Origin of the sequence: Amycolatopsis sp. NPDC051372, from assembly GCF_040682095.1 — a bacterium.
Lineage (GTDB): Bacteria > Actinomycetota > Actinomycetes > Mycobacteriales > Pseudonocardiaceae > Amycolatopsis.
Window position 1 is genome coordinate 111,082 of sequence record NZ_JBFBAF010000018.1, and the last position, 17,753, is coordinate 128,834.

Annotated in this window: 18 protein-coding genes; 15 read left to right on the forward strand and 3 right to left on the reverse strand. The window is 70.1% G+C overall.

The features are described 5' to 3' along the window. Positions 1 to 4: 4 nt before the first annotated feature. From AB0M56_RS26510 to AB0M56_RS26545, 8 genes are all read left to right on the forward strand, one after another. Positions 5 to 691 (forward strand): urease accessory UreF family protein, encoded by a 687-nt coding sequence (locus tag AB0M56_RS26510; protein WP_364180368.1) that lies wholly within the window; start codon positions 5 to 7, stop codon positions 689 to 691. After that, entirely contained in the window at positions 648 to 1,394 is a 747-nt protein-coding gene (gene ureG, locus AB0M56_RS26515; protein ID WP_364180370.1) for an urease accessory protein UreG, read from the forward strand. Before AB0M56_RS26510 ends, ureG begins: the two co-directional genes overlap by 44 nt. Further along, positions 1,391 to 2,089 carry an urease accessory protein UreD gene (locus tag AB0M56_RS26520; RefSeq protein WP_364180372.1) on the forward strand — a complete coding sequence of 233 codons (699 nt, stop codon included), beginning with the start codon at positions 1,391 to 1,393 and terminating at the stop codon, positions 2,087 to 2,089. The genes ureG and AB0M56_RS26520 overlap by 4 nt, the downstream gene beginning before the upstream one ends. Positions 2,090 to 2,587: 498 nt before the next feature. Further along, positions 2,588 to 3,205 carry a TetR/AcrR family transcriptional regulator gene (locus tag AB0M56_RS26525; protein ID WP_364180374.1) on the forward strand — a complete coding sequence of 206 codons (618 nt, stop codon included), beginning with the start codon at positions 2,588 to 2,590 and terminating at the stop codon, positions 3,203 to 3,205. Positions 3,206 to 3,365: 160 nt separating this feature from the next. After that, positions 3,366 to 4,049 (forward strand): pyridoxamine 5'-phosphate oxidase, encoded by a 684-nt coding sequence (gene pdxH / locus AB0M56_RS26530; protein WP_364180376.1) that lies wholly within the window; start codon positions 3,366 to 3,368, stop codon positions 4,047 to 4,049. Positions 4,050 to 4,295: 246 nt separating this feature from the next. Then, positions 4,296 to 5,636 carry an MFS transporter gene (locus AB0M56_RS26535; protein WP_364180377.1) on the forward strand — a complete coding sequence of 447 codons (1,341 nt, stop codon included), beginning with the start codon at positions 4,296 to 4,298 and terminating at the stop codon, positions 5,634 to 5,636. 24 nt (positions 5,637 to 5,660) lie between these two features. After that, complete coding sequence (locus tag AB0M56_RS26540; protein ID WP_364180379.1) at positions 5,661 to 6,191, forward strand: hypothetical protein; 531 nt, start codon at positions 5,661 to 5,663, stop codon at positions 6,189 to 6,191. A gap of 38 nt (positions 6,192 to 6,229) precedes the next feature. Further along, positions 6,230 to 7,600: an APC family permease gene (locus AB0M56_RS26545; RefSeq protein ID WP_364180381.1), complete on the forward strand. Its 1,371-nt coding sequence runs from the start codon at positions 6,230 to 6,232 to the stop codon at positions 7,598 to 7,600. Here AB0M56_RS26545 and AB0M56_RS26550 read toward each other — a convergent pair. Both AB0M56_RS26550 and AB0M56_RS26555 read right to left on the reverse strand, forming a co-directional pair. Next, the gene (locus tag AB0M56_RS26550) at positions 7,578 to 8,381 is read right to left on the reverse strand and encodes an MBL fold metallo-hydrolase (RefSeq protein WP_364180382.1); all 804 of its coding nucleotides are present in this window, start codon (positions 8,379 to 8,381) and stop codon (positions 7,578 to 7,580) included. The two genes, AB0M56_RS26545 and AB0M56_RS26550, sit on opposite strands and share 23 nt — an antisense overlap. Next, on the reverse strand, positions 8,381 to 8,959 hold the full coding sequence (locus AB0M56_RS26555; RefSeq protein WP_364180383.1) for a TetR/AcrR family transcriptional regulator: 579 nt from the start codon (positions 8,957 to 8,959) through the stop codon (positions 8,381 to 8,383). The genes AB0M56_RS26550 and AB0M56_RS26555 overlap by 1 nt, the downstream gene beginning before the upstream one ends. A gap of 88 nt (positions 8,960 to 9,047) precedes the next feature. Between AB0M56_RS26555 and AB0M56_RS26560 the strand changes: the two genes are divergently transcribed. The 3 genes from AB0M56_RS26560 to AB0M56_RS26570 are packed head-to-tail and all read left to right on the forward strand — an operon-like array spanning position 9,048 to position 11,670. Then, on the forward strand, positions 9,048 to 9,953 hold the full coding sequence (locus AB0M56_RS26560; RefSeq protein ID WP_364180385.1) for an aldose 1-epimerase family protein: 906 nt from the start codon (positions 9,048 to 9,050) through the stop codon (positions 9,951 to 9,953). Beyond that, positions 9,920 to 10,438: a GNAT family N-acetyltransferase gene (locus AB0M56_RS26565; protein WP_364180387.1), complete on the forward strand. Its 519-nt coding sequence runs from the start codon at positions 9,920 to 9,922 to the stop codon at positions 10,436 to 10,438. Before AB0M56_RS26560 ends, AB0M56_RS26565 begins: the two co-directional genes overlap by 34 nt. A gap of 11 nt (positions 10,439 to 10,449) precedes the next feature. Next, the gene (locus AB0M56_RS26570; protein WP_364180389.1) at positions 10,450 to 11,670 is read left to right on the forward strand and encodes an amidohydrolase; all 1,221 of its coding nucleotides are present in this window, start codon (positions 10,450 to 10,452) and stop codon (positions 11,668 to 11,670) included. A 265-nt stretch (positions 11,671 to 11,935) separates the two neighbouring features. On the opposite strand, the gene AB0M56_RS26575 is transcribed toward AB0M56_RS26570, so the two are convergent. Continuing rightward, on the reverse strand, positions 11,936 to 13,081 hold the full coding sequence (locus tag AB0M56_RS26575; RefSeq protein ID WP_364180391.1) for an acyl-CoA dehydrogenase family protein: 1,146 nt from the start codon (positions 13,079 to 13,081) through the stop codon (positions 11,936 to 11,938). 125 nt (positions 13,082 to 13,206) lie between these two features. Here AB0M56_RS26575 and AB0M56_RS26580 point away from each other — a divergent pair, with 125 nt between their 5' ends. The 4 genes from AB0M56_RS26580 to AB0M56_RS26595 all read left to right on the forward strand — a co-directional run bounded on the left by AB0M56_RS26580 (position 13,207) and on the right by AB0M56_RS26595 (position 17,705). Beyond that, positions 13,207 to 13,803 (forward strand): TetR/AcrR family transcriptional regulator, encoded by a 597-nt coding sequence (locus tag AB0M56_RS26580; RefSeq protein ID WP_364180393.1) that lies wholly within the window; start codon positions 13,207 to 13,209, stop codon positions 13,801 to 13,803. 41 nt (positions 13,804 to 13,844) lie between these two features. After that, positions 13,845 to 14,786 (forward strand): carbohydrate kinase, encoded by a 942-nt coding sequence (locus AB0M56_RS26585; protein ID WP_364180395.1) that lies wholly within the window; start codon positions 13,845 to 13,847, stop codon positions 14,784 to 14,786. 191 nt (positions 14,787 to 14,977) lie between these two features. Further along, positions 14,978 to 16,294, forward strand: a complete 1,317-nt coding sequence (locus AB0M56_RS26590) for a citrate synthase (protein WP_364180397.1) — start codon at positions 14,978 to 14,980, stop codon at positions 16,292 to 16,294. Positions 16,295 to 16,364: 70 nt separating this feature from the next. Next, positions 16,365 to 17,705, forward strand: a complete 1,341-nt coding sequence (locus AB0M56_RS26595; RefSeq protein WP_364180399.1) for a deoxyribodipyrimidine photo-lyase — start codon at positions 16,365 to 16,367, stop codon at positions 17,703 to 17,705. The last annotated feature ends 48 nt before the right edge of the window (positions 17,706 to 17,753 follow it).

Below are 17,753 nucleotides of genomic sequence, written 5' to 3' on the forward strand. Positions count from 1 at the left end.
TTTGATGGACTCAGTCGCGCTGATTCTCGCCGACTCCCGGTTCCCCGGGGGCGGCCACGTGCACTCCGGCGGCCTGGAGGAAGCCGTGAGCCGCAAGCTTGTGACGACCGAGGCCGACCTGCCGGGCTTCCTGCTCAGCCGCCTGCGCACGGCGGGCGCTCTGTCAGCCGCGTTCGCCGCGGCCTCGGCCCACGCCGCCGGCCGTGGCGTCCATAGCGGACATTGGCAGCGACTGGACCAGGAGCTCGACGCGCGCACGCCCTCTCTGGCCCAACGCGTGTCGTCGCGGGCCCAGGGCCGTGGCACCGCTCGGGCCGGGGCCGTCGCGTGGCCGTCGCCGGTGCTGACCGCGCTGCTCGCCGAGACGCCGCGGCCGCACCACCCGATCGTCTGCGGAGCGCTGGTGGGCATCGCCGGTGGCGAGCCGGCCGAGGCCGCGGCGGCCGTGGCGTACCTGGCCGTGAGCGGGCCGGCGAGCGCGGCCGTGCGGCTGCTGGGGCTCGACCCGTTCGCCGTCAACGCCGTGGTGGCCCGGCTCGGCGCCGAGCTGCGCGCCGTAGCCGGGGCCGCCGCCGACGTCGCCGGGCTGGACCCGTCGGACCTGCCCGCGCCGGGCTCACCCGCATTGGACCTGTTCGCCGAGGCGCATGCCCGGCACCACGAGGAAGAGGTGCGTCTCTTTGCCAGCTGAACACGGCCACGGTCATGGTCACGGTCACACCCATCCGGTCAGCTTCGATCCGACGGAGACCGAACCGGACCACTACGAACCGGCCCCGACGGCCGGGCGCGCTTACCGCATCGGCATCGGCGGTCCCGTCGGCAGCGGCAAGACGGCGCTGACGGCGGCGCTGTGCCGCGCGCTCGGTGGTGAGCTCAACCTGGCCGTGGTCACCAACGACATCTACACCACCGAAGACGCCGACTTCCTTCGCAAGGCCGGCGTGCTCGCGCCCGAGCGCATCGCGGCCGTGCAGACCGGCGCCTGCCCGCACACCGCGATCCGCGACGACATCACCGCCAATCTCGACGCCGTCGAGCAGCTGGAGGAGCGCTTCCCCGGGCTGGACCTGGTCATCATCGAGAGCGGCGGCGACAACCTCACCGCCGTGTTCAGCCGCGGCCTCGCCGACAGCCAGGTGTTCGTGGTCGACGTCGCGGGCGGCGACAAGGTGCCGCGCAAGGGCGGCCCGGGCGTGACGACGGCCGACCTGCTGGTGATCAACAAGATCGACATCGCCCACCTCGTCGGCGCGGACCTCGCCGTGATGACGTCCGACGCGCACCGCATGCGTGGCGACCTGCCGGTCATCGCGCAGTCGCTCGTGGACACGCCGGACGCGCACGCCGTCGCGCAGTGGGTGCGGTCGGTGCTGCCGGTGCGCGCGGGGTGAAGGCCCACGCGCGGGTGGTCGCGTGCTTCGAGGACGGCCGCACGGTGCTGCGTGAGCTGCGCTCGATGGCGCCGCTGACGTTGTTCCCGCGCCGCCGCACCGGGCGGGAAGCCGTGGTGCACCTCGTCAGTTCGGCCACCGCGCCGCTGGGCGGCGACGAGCTGCTGCTCGACGTCCACGTCGGGCCCGGCGCGGTGCTGCGGCTGTCCGGGGTGGCCGCGACGCTCGCGTTGCCGGGGCCGTCCGGCGGCCGCAGTTCGTCCACTGTGGACATCGAGGTGGCCGACGGCGGTTCGCTGGCCTACCTGCCCGAGCCGACGGTCGTCACCGCCCGCGCGGACCACGTGGCCGTGCTGCGCGCGAGGCTGGGGGAAAATTCCCGTTTCCACACGCGGGAAGTCCTGGTACTGGGCCGCGCGGGCGAACGGCCCGGCCGGCTCACCACGTCCACGCACGTGCTCCGCGGCGGAGTGCCGCTGCTGCGCCAGACGCAGACGATCGGCGACCTCGCGCTGGACGGCGGACTGGCCGTGCTGGCGGGCAGGCGGGTGCTCGCGACGGACCTCGAGGTGGGTTTTCCCGCGCGTCCCACGGCTTCGGGCGACTGGTGGGCGCGCACCTCACCGGCCGCCGGGGTCACGCTCACCACGGCGCTGGCGGAAGACGCCGTGGTTGCCTTGCGACTGTTGCCTTGAAACGCTTGGGCTGCTAAAACTTCGTGCCCAGCCAGCGCACGTCGACCGGGAACGCCGACACGGTGTTCCAGCGAGGGGAAGCCCTGCCAGTCCACGTCGGTACCGAGCGCGCGGCGGCGTCCGCGCTGTGTCGTGCACGCCGGACCGCGGATCGGCGCGTGCCGCCGTGACGCACCGGTGCAGAACAGCGTTCAAGCGCGAGGTGCAGGGACGATTCCCAGGCGTGGCAACGACTTAGCTTTCGGTGATCGCCTGTGATGGGGCCTGCGCGAGCCGGTGTTCCGCTGCTCGATACCGTGATCGCCGCGGGTTCGACGGCGCGACCGGCCGCCGGACCGTGCGCGTGGGCCACGTTTCGTGAGTGCTCGGCGGAGTGGCCACCGCGATTACCGGAATTAATTTTCGAGCGCTCCCGCGTCCGTTCGATCGGTAATTGGGATTTTCACAAGATGGACGCCGGTGTCGCCTCTGGGCGGCGCGCGGCGGGAAGGAGGGCCGGTGGCCCGTACCTACGGTGGCGTCCCGCCGGAGCAGAGACGCGCCGAGCGCCGGGAGCGGCTGCTGACGGCCGCACTGGAGCTGTTCACCTCGACGGGCTTCCGGCAGGCGAAGATCACCCAGTTGTGTACTCGTGCCGGGGTGTCCACCCGGAACTTCTACGAGGAGTTCGGCAGCAAGGAAGAGGTGCTGCGGACCCTGCACGACCGGATCAACTCGCTCGCGCTCACGCACGTCTCCGCCGCGCTGGAGGAGGTCAGGGACGCCGATGCGATGACGCGCATCGCGAAGCTGCTCGACGTCTTCGTCGCCACTGTGACGATCGACCCGCGCATGCCACGGCTGAACTACGTCGAGGCCGTGGGCGTGAGCCCGGAGCTGGAGGCGCAGCACCAGGTGTGGGTGGACCGCTGGGCGACGTTCATCGAGACGGAGGCGCGCCGCGCGGCCGAAGCCGGCGTCGCGCCGGATCGGGACTACCGGCTCACGGCGATCGCGCTCGTCGGCGCCGCCACGGGCCTGCTGAGGGAGTGGCAGGCGCACGAACCGCCGTTGCCGGTCGAGGACGTCGGCACCGAGCTGCGGGGGTTGATGCTGGCGGCGATCACACGAGCTTGATCGATTCGGGACCACGGGGTTAACCACGGGTTACGCCGCCCGGTCCGGTGAGGGTGGCAGGAGTCACCGTTCGGTGGGTTTCGCCGCAGCTGGGGAGCCAATACCGTCTCCGGATACCGATGAGTCGACACCCTCACCAGGGGTACGGAGGTTGGGGCCCATGATGCCGGAGACCGACGAGGTGGCCGACGTAGCCGACGCGGTGGTCCGGCTGCCTGGGATGCGGGTGGCCTACGACGGCGCTCCGTTCGACGAGACGGCGCTCGCGGCCACCTGGACCGAGCAACTGCAGAACTGGCTGGGCCAGGCGATCTCCGAAGGCGTCGCCGAACCCAACGCGATGGTGCTCGCCACGGCCGATCAGGAGGGGCACCCCTCGTCGCGCACGGTCCTGTGCAAGGGGCTGGACGAGCGGGGTGTGGTGTTCTACACGAATTACACGTCGGCGAAGAGCCATGACCTCACGGCGACGCGGTATGCGTCGGCCACGTTCCCCTGGTACTCGCTGCAGCGGCAGGTGACGGTGCGCGGTGAGGTGGAGAAGGTGGGTTCCGCGGAGACGGCTGAGTATTGGGCGCAGCGGCCGCGAGGGTCTCAGCTGGGGGCCTGGGCCTCGCCGCAGTCGCGGATCGTCGACGGCCGGCGGGCGTTGGAGAACGCGCTGCGGGGGATCGAGCGTCGGTTCGGGGATGTGGAGCACATTCCGGCGCCGCCGCATTGGGGTGGGTGGCGGATTCGGCCTGACTTTGTCGAGTTCTGGCAGGGGCGGGAGGACCGGATGCATGACCGGTTGAGGTTCAGGCGGACGGATGATGGGTGGCAGGTGGAGAGGTTGGCTCCCTGATCTGTCGGTTCTGTGGCTGAGTGGGTGCGTGGCTGCTGGTTGCTTCGCGCGGGGATCGAGGTGCAGGGGCGGGTCTGGGTGCATGGGTGAGTTGGGTGCATCGGTGGCCGTTGGTAGGTGGGGTTGGCTGCGGTTTCGAGGTGGGTGAGTTTCACTGAGGGGCTGGTGAAAGCGGCATTTCGGACGTGTGCCCGGCGATCAAAATCACCCGCGGGGCGATAGTTAGCGCGGCTAAGATAGTGAGTCGTGAGTTCTGATCCGGGGGCGGCGCGCCCTCGTCGGGGGGCGCGCGGAGTCCTCGGGCGCATCGTGGTCGATACGCGGCCGTTGAAGATTCCGGCGTTCCGGCGGTTGTGGATGTCGACGGCGGTGACCGCGGTCGGGTCGCAGCTGACGGCGGTGGCGGTGCCGAAGCAGGTGTTCGACCTGACCGGGTCGTCCGGGTATGTGGGGCTGACCGGGGCCGTCGCGCTGGTGCCGCTGCTCGTGTTCGGGTTGTGGGGCGGGGCGATCGCCGATGCGGTGGACCGGCGGAAGCTGCTGCTGGTCACGAACATCGGTGTGGCGATCTCGTCCGCGCTGCTGTGGTTGCAGGCCTTCGCGAATTTCCGCTCCGTGACGCTGGTGCTGGTGTTGCTGGCGGCCAACCAGGCGTTCTTCGCGATCAACATGCCCACGCGCGGCGCCGTCGTCGCGCGGCTGGTGCCGCCTGAACTGCTGCCGTCGGCCAATGCGCTGAACACGACGATGTCGACGTTCGGCGCGGTGTTCGGGCCGCTGTTCGGTGGGGCGCTGATCCCCGTGATCGGCCTGTCGACGCTGTACCTCGTCGACGTGTGCGCGTTGCTGATCACGCTCATCTCCGTGTGGCGGCTGCCGCCGATCCCACCGCTGAACGGGCCGTCGCGGCGGGCGGGGTTCGGCGATGTGGTCGACGGATTCCGCTACCTGGCCACGCAGAAGGTGCTGCTGGCGTCGTTCGTCGCCGACATCATCGCGATGGTCGCCGGCATGCCGCGCGCGCTGATCCCGGAGATGGCCGAGCGCACGTTCGGCGACCCGCCGGGCGGCGGTCCGGCGCTGGGCCTGCTCTACGCGGCCCTCCCGGCCGGCGCGATGCTGATCGGCCTGTTCTCCGGCTGGCTGCACCGCGTTTCGCGGCAGGGTGTGGCCGTCGTGGTCTCGATCTGCCTGTGGGGCGCGGCGGTCGCGGCGTTCGGGCTCGCGCACTCACTGTGGCTCGCGGTGATCTTCATGGCGCTGGCCGGCGGCGCCGACATGGTCAGCTCCGTCTACCGCCAGGCCATCCTGCAGACCGCCACCACCGATGAGATGCGCGGCCGCCTCCAGGGCGTGTTCACGGTCGTCGTCGCGGGCGGGCCGCGGCTGGCCGACCTGACGCACGGCTGGGCCGGCGCCGCGTGGGGCACCGAGGCCGCCGCGACGGGCGGTGGGCTGCTGGTGATCGTGCTGGTGCTCGCGGCGATGCTGGTCCTGCCCGCGTTCTGGCGCTACCGCGCGCCCACGGCAGAGGCCAAGCCCGAGCCGGTCGCGGCGAAGGACGCCGAACCGGTCGCGGGGGACTAGTCCGAACGGCCTAGCATGCCGGGCATGCGTGTTTACCCGGTCGCCCTGTTGCTCACCGCCGCCGCGCTCACCGCCTGCTCCTCGGGTGAGCAGCAGGCCGCCCCGCCGAAACCGTCTTCCACGAAGCCCGCGCCGCCGGGGTCGACGTGCTCGCTGCTCTCGGCAAGTGAGGTCGGCAGCGCCATCAAGATCCCCGGCGTCACCTCGAAGGCCGGCCCGAACCAGGAGAACGCCGCCAACGGGGGCAAGGCCACGAGCTGCGAATACCTCGTCGGCGACAAGCAGGCCGGCGCGCTGGCTGTGACCCGCTACGAGGGCCGCCAGGCCGACCCGGCCGAGATGGTCGCGGCGATCAAGAAGGCCAAGCCGGGCGCCGTCGACGTGCCGGGCTTCGCCAACGGCGCCGTGTACTACGTCGACGAGCAGAAGACCGCGACGCTGGCCACGGCCAAGATCGCCAAGGGCGTGCCCGTGCTCGTCAACTACACCGGTCCGGTGAAGATGACCCAGCAGATGATGGTTCCGCTGGTCAAAACGGCTGTCACCGCCGTCTGACTTTCGCTGGACTGCCGGACAAGGCAGACTATTCGCCCATGACGGACGTTAGAGCGGACGGTCCGCAGGTGGGTGGACCGGGTCTCCGGCGCGTGATGGGGCCGAAGCTCCTGTTGTTCTTCGTGGTCGGCGACATCATCGGTACGGGGATCTACGCGCTGACCGGCCAGGTTGCCGGCCGGGTCGGCGGTGCGCTGTGGCTGCCGTTCCTGCTGGCGTTCGTGGTCGCGTTCATGACCGCGTTCAGCTACCTGGAGCTGGTCGGCAAGTACCCACGGGCCGCGGGCGCCGCGCTGTACACGAACAAGGCGTTCGGGGTGCCGTTCCTGACGTTCATGGTCGCGTTCGCGGTGATGTGCTCCGGCATCACGTCGGCGTCGTCGGCCGCGGTCGCGTTCGGTGCGACGTACCTGGCGGCGTTCGTGAAGCTGCCGATGGTGCTGGTCGGGATCGTGTTCGTGATCGCGCTGGGACTGATCAACTTTCGCGGCGTGGGCGAATCGGTGAAGGCCAACGCGGTGCTCACCTGCATCGAACTGTCCGGTCTGCTGATCATCATCGGTGTCGGCGTGTGGGCCGTGATCAACGGCAACGGCGAACCGTCGCGGCTGGTCGAGATCAACACCGCCGACAAGACGTGGCTGGTGGCGATCACGTCGGCCACCTCGCTGGCCTTCTTCGCCATGGTCGGCTTCGAGGACTCCGTGAACATGGCCGAGGAATGCCACGACCCGGTGCGCATCTTCCCGAAGGCCATGCTCTGGGGCATGGTCGTCGCCGCGACGATCTACGTGCTGGTCTCCATCACGTCCTCGCTGCTCGTCCCGGCCGACGACCTGGCCGCGGCCAAGAGCAGCGCGCTGCTCACCGTGCTCGACGTCGGCGCCCCGGGCTTCCCGCGCGAAGTCTTCTCGGCCATCGGCCTGTTCGCGGTCATCAACTCGGCGCTGATCAACATGCTCATGGCCAGCCGCCTGCTCTACGGCCTGGCCAACGAGCGCGTGCTGCCGTCGGTCTTCGGCCGCGTGCACCCGACGCGCCGCACTCCGTGGGTGTCGATCATCTTCACGAGCGCCATCGCGATCCTCCTGGTGTCCTTTGTGGACATCAGTGCGCTCGGCGGGACCACGGCGTTGCTGCTGCTGGTCGTGTTCGCCATCGTCAACGTTGCGCTGCTCGTGCTGCGCAAGGACAAGGTCGAGCACAAGCACTTCCGCGCGCCCACGGCGATCCCCGTGCTGGCCGCGATCTTCTGCCTCTACCTCGTGAGCCCACTGTCGGGCCGGCCGGCGAGCGACTACACCGTGGGTGCCATCCTGCTCGGGGTGGGTGTGGTGCTGTGGTTCGTGAACTGGCTGGTCAAGCGGGGTCTTGACCGGCGCGACGTCAAGCGTGAGCCGGTCGGCTGAGCTGTTCGAAGTCTGTGCGGTCGTGGGCGGCGAAGATGGTGACGTCGCTCGTCAGCCGCAGCTCGCGGAGGCGCTGTTGGTTCTCCAGGCGTTGCGCGGGCACAGTCTGCACGAGGCGTTCGAACAGGGCCAGGCCCGGCGGGATGACGCCCGGTGAGTCGATCTCCGAGTGGTAGAAGTACGCGTCCCCGGCGTTGAGAAGCCATCCGGTGTCCGTGTGCACGGCGACGCCGGCGTGGCCGAGGGTGTGGCCGGCCAGGGGGATCAGGGCGACGTCGGGGAGGATTTCCGTCACCGCGGAGAAGCCGAACCAGTCGTCGCCGGCGTCCTCATGGGGAGTCCACTGTGGACCGTGGGCGAACTGCACCTGCCGGTAGCGCTTGTTCCCCGCGTGGTAGGCGGCGAGCTCGGCCGCGTAGACGTGCACGCGGGCCTGCGGGAAGTCGACGAGGCCACCCGCGTGGTCGAGGTCGAGGTGGGTCAGCACGATGTCGCGCACGTCGGCCGGGTCGAAGCCGAGGGCGCGGATCTGGCTCACGGCGGTTTCCTCGGCGCGGGAAACGGGCTTCGACAGGGTGAGGAACCGGCGGCCCAGCCAGCGTTCCGGGTCGGCGACGGCGGGCGTGCCCATGCCCGTCTCGATCAGCACGAGGCCGGTGGCGGTCTCGAGCAGCAGGCAGTGGCACACGAGGGTGGCGTGCCGGAACAGGCCGGGGCGGCCGTCGACGAGCCGGCCGCCGATGGGGGTCATGGTGCCGCAGTTCAGGTGGTGCACGCGCATCAGGCGAACTCCCTCTCGACGGTGGTGTGCAGGTGGGCGGCGATGTCGCGCAGGGGCGTGACGTCGCGGCGGGTCTTGGCGAACAGCAGCGCGCCTTCGATCGACGCGAGCACCACCGTGGCCAAGGAGGCAGCGCGGTCAACCGCAAGACCCTGGGCGGTGAAGTATCCGGTCAGCCGCGTGTGCCAGCCGGCGTAACCGTCCTGGCAGGCCTCGCGGATCGGTTCGCTCTCCGCGGCGGCCTCCAGTGCGACTGTTGCAAGTGGACACCCGCGCCGGAAGCCGGACTCGGTGAGCGAGGCGGCCAGTGCGTCGACCACCGCGTCGATCGCCGAAGCCGGGTTCGGCGCGGCCGTGACCACGGCGGTCAGCACGTCGGCCACCCGTTCGCTCGACAGCCGCACGGCCTCGGCCGCCAGCTGCTCCTTGCCGCCGGGGAAGTGGAAGTACAGCGAGCCCTTCGGGGCGCCGCCCGCGGCGACGAGCTGCGTGAGGCCGGTGGCGTGGTAACCCTGCGCCTGGAACAGTTCGGCGGCGGAGTCGAGCATGCGGCGGCGGGAGTCGGTGCGGCGGACCATGTGGCTCACCGTAGCTCGAACTATGACGACCGGTCTAGTTAGTTTGACCGGCCGCAGCCACGTGGTGTCCGCCGGTAATGTCTGCGGCATGGCCAACCCCACCGGAGAGCAGTTCGAAATCACCCGCGGCAACGCGCGCGCCATCGTCACCGAGATCGGTGCCGGCCTGCGTGCGTTCGAGGTCGGCGGCGTGCCCTACGTCGAGGAGTTCGCGGCCGACGAGATGCCGCCGAAGGGCCTCGGGCAGGTACTGCTCCCGTGGCCGAACCGCACGAAGGGCGGCGAGTGGGAGTTCCAGGGCGAGAAGCAGCAGCTGGAGATCACGGAAGCCGCGCGCGGCAACGCGATCCACGGCCTCACGCGCCACAAGGAGTGGGAGCTGCTGGAGCACGCGGAGTCGTCGATCACGCTCGCGGTCGACGTCGAGGTGCAGCCAGGCTGGCCGGTGCCGTTGCGCGCCACCATCACCTACGAACTGCAGCCACGCGAGCTCACGATCACGCACGAGATCCGCAACGAGGGTGAGCAACCCATCGGCGTCGGCGTGGGCACGCACCCGTACTTCCGCATCGGCGACGTGCCGACCGACGAGCTCACGCTCACGCTGCCGGCTTCGCGCGTGCGCCCGTACGTCGGTGACCAGCAGATGCCGTACGCGGACGAGCAGGATGTCGCGGACACCGAATACGACTTCCGCGGCGGCCGGGTGCTCGCGGGCGTCGACCTCGACACCGCGTTCGGCTCGCTTTCCCTGGCCGACGACGGCACGCACCACCACGTGCTCTCCCACGAGGACCAGCGGCTGGTGGTCTGGACCGGGCCCGACTTCCGCTGGGTGCAGGTGTTCACGCCCGACGACCTGACCGGCCGCGGCCGCGCCGTCGCGCTCGAGCCGATGACCTGCCCTGCCGACGCGCTCAACACCGGCACGGACCTGATCGAGCTGGAGCCCGCGACGTCGTGGACCGGCAGTTGGGGCATCCGCGTTCCGTGACCGTGTCGCCCGAGCTGCTGACCGAGGCCGACGCCGGTGAGCTGCTCACGCTGCAGCGCGCCGCGTACCTCAGCGAGGCCCGCGCGCACGACAACTTCGAGCTTCCGCCGCTGGTGGAGCCGTTGGAGAGCGTGCGCGCGGCGCTCGCCGACCCGTCGCTGCCGGTGTGGGGCGTGCGCGCCGGCTCGCGGCTGATCGCGACGGTGCGGGTCCGGGCGAACGGTGACGTCGGTGAAGTCGGGCGGCTGGCCGTGGCGCCGCATCGGCAGGGCGAGGGCCTCGGCACGGCGTTGCTGCTCGCGGCGGAAGAGCTTGCCCCCGCTGAGGTCACGCGGTTCCGGCTGTTCACCGGCGAACGTTCCGCCGGGCCGCTGCGGCTGTACGCGAAGCTGGGCTACCGCGAGACCCACCGCAGCCCCGAGGCCAACTACGAGCTCATCCACCTGGAGAAACCCCGCGAGCGGGCACCCGCGGCAATTCGTTAGCGTGTCAAACTATGGCTTCTAAGGCGATTGTGGGGGGCTACGTCGTCCCCGTCGGTTCGGCTCCCATCGAAGACGGCACCGTGCTCATCGAAGACGGCCGGATCGTCCAGGTCGGCGCCGCCGCCGACGTGGACGTGCCGGAGGACGCCGAGCTCGTCGACGCGTCCGGCAGCTGGGTCCTGCCCGGCTTCATCGACGCGCACGCGCACCTCGGCGTCCACGAGGACGGCGAAGGCTGGGCCGGCAACGACACCAACGAGATGACCGACCCGAACGGCGCGCGCTTCCGCGCGGTCGACGGCATCGACCCGTACGAGCCGGGCTTCGACGACGCGCTGGCCGGCGGCGTCACGAGCGTGGTGATCAAGCCGGGGTCGGGCAACCCGATCGGTGGCCAGACCATCGGCGTGAAGACGTGGGGCCGCAGCATCCTGGACATGACGTTCGCCGAGCAGGTGAGCGTGAAGAGCGCCCTGGGCGAGAACCCGAAGCGCGTGTACGGCGACAAGAAGCAGACGCCGTCGACCCGCCTCGGCGTGGCCGCGATCCTGCGTGAGGCGTTCACGAAGGCCCGCAACTACCAGGCCAAGCGCGAGCACGCCCTCGCGGAAGGCAAGCCGCACGAGGTCGACCTGACGCACGAGACGCTGTCGAAGGTCCTCGACGGCGAGCTGTACTGGGACCAGCACGTGCACCGCGCCGACGACATGGTCACGGCCATCCGGCTGGCCGACGAGTTCGGCTACAAGCTCGTGATCAACCACGGCACCGAGGGCCACCTCATCGCCGACCTGCTGGCCGAACGCGGCGTGCCCGTCATCCTGGGCCCCCTGTTCACCACCAAGTCCAAGGTCGAGCTGCGCAACCGATCCCTTCGCTCGGCCGGCATCCTGGCGCGCGCGGGTGTGAAGATCGCCATCACCACCGACCACCCCGTGGTGCCGATCAACTTCCTCGTCTACCAGGCCGCCCTCGCCGTGAAGGACGGCCTGGACCCCGAGACGGCGCTGCGCTCGCTCACCGTGCACCCGGCCGAGATGCTCGGCCTGGACGACCGCATCGGCTCCCTGGCCCCCGGCCTCGACGCCGACGTGGTCCTCTGGTCGGGCGACCCGCTGGACGTCATGAACCGCGCCCTGCGCGTCTTCATCCGGGGCCGCGAGGTCTACCACTACGACGAGTCCACGGGCGAGGGCGTCGCGGCGGACCGCCGGTACCGCGAAACCCGCTGACGCACCACCGCTTGGGGCGCCGAGGGTTCGGTGCCTCAAGCGGTGAGCGTGGTGAGGTCGATCTTCGCGGGATCGACGATCCAGTAGAACGGGATGCCGGCGGCGACAGCACGAGGCGCCTCTCGGGCAGCTCGGTGTATCCGGGCTCGGTCTCGCCGCGCGCCAGGCAGGTCTCGATCGTGAGCAGCCGCCGGGGCGTCGCGTAAGAGGTCATCTTGGACACGCTGCGTGACTGTGAGCCGAGTACGTGCTGGGTCACGATCCGTCAGGCTGCCTTCAGCGCCCTCGCGATCAGCATCCGCTGGATCTGGTTCGTCCCCTCGAAGATCTGGGGCACCTTCGCCTCGCGCATGTAGCGCTCGACCGGGAAGTCGCGCGTGTAGCCGGCGCCGCCGAGGACCTGGACGGCGTCGGTGGTCACCTGCATGGCGCCGTCGGTGGCGACGAGTTTCGCGATGGACGACTGGCGCTGGAAGTCGAGGCCGCGGTCGCGGCGGCGGGCGGCGTCGAGGTAAGTCGCGCGGGCGGATTCGACGGTGGCGGCCATGTCGGCGAGCAGGAACTCCAGGCCCTGGAACTCGATGATGGGCCTGCCGAACTGGGTGCGGCCCTTGGCGTAGGCCACGGCCTCGTCCAGCGCGGCCTGTGCCAGGCCCACGGCACACGCGGCGATGCCGAGGCGGCCGGAGCTCAGGGACGACAGGGCGATCTTCAGGCCGGAACCCTCGTCGCCGATCCGGCGGGAGACCGGCACCCGCGCGTTGTCGAAGATCATCTGCGCGGTCGGGGAGCCCGTGAGGCCCATCTTGCGTTCGCGAGGAGCCGCGGACAGACCGGAAGTGGCGGCGTCGACGAGCAGGCACGAGATGCCGTGGCCGCCGTCGTCGCTCGTGCGGGCCATGGTGGTGTAGAAGTCGGCGGCGCCGGCGTGGGTGATCCAGGCCTTGGTGCCGTTGACCACGTAGTCGTCGCCGTCGCGGCGGGCGCGGGTCGACAAAGCGGCCGCGTCGGAGCCGGCCTGCGTTTCCGACAGGGCGTACGCGCCCAGCAGCGCGCCGCCGAGCATGTCCGGCAGCCAGCGTGAGCGCTGCTCGTCGGTGCCGTGGTGGGCCAGCGCGTAGCAGGACATCGTGTGCACCGACAGCCCCACGCCGACGGTCATCCACGCGGCGGCGATCTCCTCCAGCGCCTGCAGGTACACCTCGTACGGCAGGTCGGAGCCACCCCAGCGCTCGGCGTAGGGCAGCCCCAGCAGCCCGGACTTGCCCAGCAGCGTGAACGCGTCGCGCGGGAACTCCTCGGCCTCCTCGGCCGCCGCGGCGCGGGGCTTCAACTCGTCGCGCGCGATCTCCCTGACCAGCGCGAGCAGGTCCTCGGCCTCGGGGGTGGGCAGCAAACGTTCCGCCGGCATGGCTCCTCCAGTGGCAGGAGTACTGAAAACAGTACTGGGGGCCGTTTGAGAGTACCGTACGGAGGTGGGAGCTGTCCTGACTTCATGAGGGATAGTGACGCGATCAGGAAAGCTGGTGGCCCCCGATGGCAGTACCGTCTGACCCCGAAGCCCGACGACGCCCGACGGCGCGGCAGCAGGCGTTGCTCGCCGAGCTCGAGGCGCTGTTCCTGGCGGAGGGTTTCGCCGGCTTCACGCTCGACGACCTGGCCGCCCGCCTGCGCTGCTCCAAGTCGACCCTCTACGCGCTCGCCCCCAGCAAGGAGCAGCTGGCGGTGAAGGTCGTCGCCCACTTCTTCAGGGGCGCCGCGAAGCGCATCGAGACCCGCATCGAGGGCATCGACGACGCGCGCAAGCTGATCGGGGAGTACCTCGCCGGTGTCTCGGAGCACCTGAACCGCGCGTCGCCCGCCTTCATGACCGACATCGCGCAGTTCGAGCCGGCCCGCGACAGCTACCAGCTCAACAGCCGCGCCGCCGCCCGCCGCATCCGCGCGTTCATCGACAAGGGTGTGGCCGACGGTGTGTTCCGCGACGTGCACGCCCGCCTCGTCGCCGAGATGACGGGCCTGATCGTCGAGGGCATCCAGACCGGCGTGCTCGGGCGCCGCACCGACGTGTCCGACGCCGAGGCGTTCACCGCGCTCGGCGAGCTCCTCCTCGGTGGGTTGAACAAGGACTGAGGACAGGATTTGTCACGAACAGGTCCTCTACACTCGCGCTCGTGATCGTGGTGGGTGGAGAGGCGCTGGTCGACCTCGTTCCGGGTGAACTGCTGGACTCCAATGTGGACGGTGGGCTGCGGGCATTGCTGCCCCGGTTGGGCGGCGGGCCCTACAACGTCGCGCTGGCCGCCGCGCGGCTCGGTGTGCCGGCGTCGTTCCTGTCGCGCGTGTCCACCGACCGGTTCGGTGTCGCGCTCGTCGACCGGCTCGTCGACTCCGGCGTGGACACCACGCTGCTGCAGCGCGGCGACGAGCCGACCACGCTCGCCGTGGTGGCACTGGACCAAACGAGTGCCGCCCGTTACACCTTCTACGTCGAGGGCACGGCCGACCGGCTCGTGACCGACCCGGGCACGCTGCCCGACGACGCCACCGCGCTTTCGCTCGGCACGCTCGGCCTGGTGCTGGAGCCGGGCGCCAGCGCGTACGAAGCGATGCTGCGCCGCGAGGCCGCGCGCGGCACGCTCACCGCGCTCGACCCGAACATCCGCGAGGCGCTCATCGCCGACCCGGCCGCCTACCGCGCACGGTTCGCGTCGTGGCTTCCCGATGTCCGGTTGCTGAAGATCTCCGACGACGATGCGGCGTGGCTCACCGAAGGAGCCGATCCGGTGGCGGCCGCGAAGACGTGGGTCGAGTCCGGTGTGGACGCGGTTGTGCTGACCCGCGGCGCCGAAGGGCTGTCCGTGATCACCGCCGCAGGTGAGCTGGCCCACGTGCCTTCGCGGCGGGTGCCGGTGGTCGACACGATCGGGGCGGGCGACACCGTGCAGGGCGCGCTGCTGGCGTGGCTGCACACCCGCGAGGTCCGTGACCTGGCCGCACTCGACGCCGACGCGTGGCGCGAGGCTCTCGGCTACGCCGCGAAAGCGGCCTCGATCACCGTCTCGCGCAGCGGCGCGGAGCCGCCGACGGCGCGGGAAATGGCTTCCACCGTGTGAACCTGGTCCCAAAGGGGCTATTGAGGGCAACGCAGCGGCTGCGCGCACACCCTTATTTCGACTAGCGTAGGGGGGAATTCATACCCCAGCGGGGCGGTGTGCAGCGAGGCGCGTGTTTCCTCGCGTGAACACGTGGCTACCTGTGGAACGTACAGGCGCCGCCGGCCCGTGCCAACGTGAGAGGGACCTGCATGTCCGACGCGACGAATGCGGGGCAGTCCGGCGGCGAAACCGCGACGCTGCGCCTGCCGAGTGGCGAGCACGAATTCAAGGTCGTCCAGCCGGTGGAGGGCGCACCCGGGATCGAGCTGGGGAAGCTGCTCGCGCAGACGGGGTACATCACTTACGACCCCGGTTTCGTGAACACCGGTGCCGCGTCGTCGGCCATCACCTACATCGACGGTGATGCGGGCATCCTGCGCTACCGCGGGTACCCGATCGAGCAGCTCGCCGAGAAGTCCAGCTTCATCGAGGTGTCCTACCTGCTCATCTACGGTGAGCTGCCCACCGAGGCCCAGCTCGCCGACTTCACCGAGAAGATCCAGCGCCACACGCTGCTGCACGAGGACCTCAAGGCCTTCTTCTCGGGCTTCCCGCGCGACGCGCACCCGATGCCCGTGCTCTCGAGCGCGGTCTCGGCGTTGTCGACCTTCTACCAGGACTCGCTGAACCCCTTCGACGAGCCCAACGTGGAGCTGTCCACCATCCGCCTGCTCGCGAAGGTGCCGACCCTGGCTGCCTACGCGTACAAGAAGTCCGTGGGCCAGCCGCTGCTGTACCCGGACAACTCTCTGGGCCTGGTGGAGAACTTCCTGCGGATGACCTTCGGCTTCCCCGCGGAGCCGTACGAGGTGGACCCGGCCGTCGCCAAGGCGCTCGACCTGCTGTTCATCCTGCACGCCGACCACGAGCAAAACTGCTCGACGTCGACGGTGCGTCTGGTCGGCTCGTCGGAGGCGAACCTGTTCGCCAGCATCTCGGCGGGCATCAACGCCCTGTTCGGCCCGCTTCACGGCGGTGCCAACGCGGCCGTTCTCGACATGCTCGAGGGCATTCGCGACGAGGGCGGCGACGTCGCCTCGTTCGTGAACCGCGTGAAGAACAAGGAAAAGGGTGTCAAGCTCATGGGCTTCGGGCACCGGGTCTACAAGAACTACGACCCGCGCGCGAAGATCATCAAGAACACCGCCGACGAGATCCTCGGCAAGATCGCGGGCGGCGACCAGCTGCTCGACATCGCCAAGAAGCTCGAGGAGACGGCGCTTTCCGACGACTACTTCGTCGAGCGCAAGCTGTACCCGAACGTGGACTTCTACACCGGCCTCATCTACCGGGCGCTCGGGTTCCCGACGAAGTTCTTCACCGTGCTCTTTGCGCTGGGCCGGCTCCCTGGCTGGATCGCGCACTGGCGCGAGATGATCAACGACCCGCAGACCAAGATCGGGCGCCCGCGCCAGATCTACACCGGTCACGCGTCGCGCGACTACAAGTCGATCTCGGAGCGCTGAGTTCCCGCTCTGAACTGTTCTGAACGCCCCGCCGTGCAGCCGCACGGCGGGGCGTTTAGCGTTGGCGGGTATGACGAGCGTGCTGTGGTTCCGGCGAGACCTGCGGCTCGGCGACCACGCGGCGCTGCTGGCGGCCGCGGAGGCCGGCGAGCCGGTGTTGGCGTTGTACGTGCTCGACGAGAAGCTGCTGAAGCCGTCGGGCGCGCCGCGACGGGCGTTTCTGTTGGGGTGTCTGGAATCGCTGGACGTCGCGCTGGACGGCCGGCTGATGGTGGTCCACGGCGATCCGGTGCGGGAAGTCGTGCGGGTGGCGCGGTCGGTGGGTGCTTCGGCGGTGCACGTCAGCGCCGATGCCGGTCCTTATGGCCGGCGCCGTGACACTGCCGTGGCGGAAGTCTTGGCGGAGCACGATATTTCGTGGGTGGTCACCGGGTCGCCCTACGCGGTGGCGCCGGGGCGGGTGACCAAACCGGACGGTGATCCGTACCGGGTTTTCACGCCGTTTCACCGCGCGTGGACCCGGCACGGCTGGCGGCAGCCGGCGGACACGGGTGCGTCCCTTGTGGACTGGGTGACGCCTGCTGAGTCGCGGAAGCTCCCTTCACTTCCGGATCTCGGGGAGATGGCGTTGCCTGCGCCCGGCGAACCGGCGGCACTCACGGCTTGGCACGATTTCCTGGACGCGGGCGTGCGTTCCTACGCCACCGACCGCGACCGCCCCGACCGTCCGGGCACCACGCGGATGTCGCCCTACCTGCGCTGGGGTGCCATCCACCCGCGCACGATGCTCGCCGACCTGTCGGGTGATTCCAGCGACGGCGCCCAGGCGCTGCGCTCGGAGCTGTGCTGGCGCGAGTTCCACGCAGACGTTCTCTGGCACCGCCCGGAAACCGCCCGCGAGAACTACGACTCCCGGTTCGACCGCATGGACCACGACTCCGATTCGGACGCGTTCGACGCGTGGTGCGCCGGCCGCACCGGTTACCCGATCGTCGACGCCGGCATGCGCCAGTTGCTGGCCGAGGGCTGGATGCACAACCGGGTGCGGATGGTCGTCGCGAGCTTCCTCGTGAAGGACTTGCACTTGCCCTGGTGGTGGGGCGCGCGGCACTTCATGCGTCATCTGGTGGACGGCGACCTCGCGTCCAACCAGCTGAACTGGCAGTGGGTCGCGGGCTCGGGTACCGACGCGGCGCCTTACTTCCGCGTCTTCAACCCGACCACGCAGGGGGAGAAGTTCGATCCCGACGGGGATTATGTGCGGCGTTATGTGCCGGAGCTGCGTGGAGTGGCGGGGAAAGCGGTGCACAAGCTGAAGGAGCGGCCGCCGGGCTATCCGGAGCCGTTGGTGGATCACGCGCACGAGCGGCAGGTGGCGTTGCAGCGCTACGGAGCCATCACGGGGTCCTGAGGTCCTCAGTGGACGGCCCGGACCCCTGGACCGGGCCGTCCACTCGGA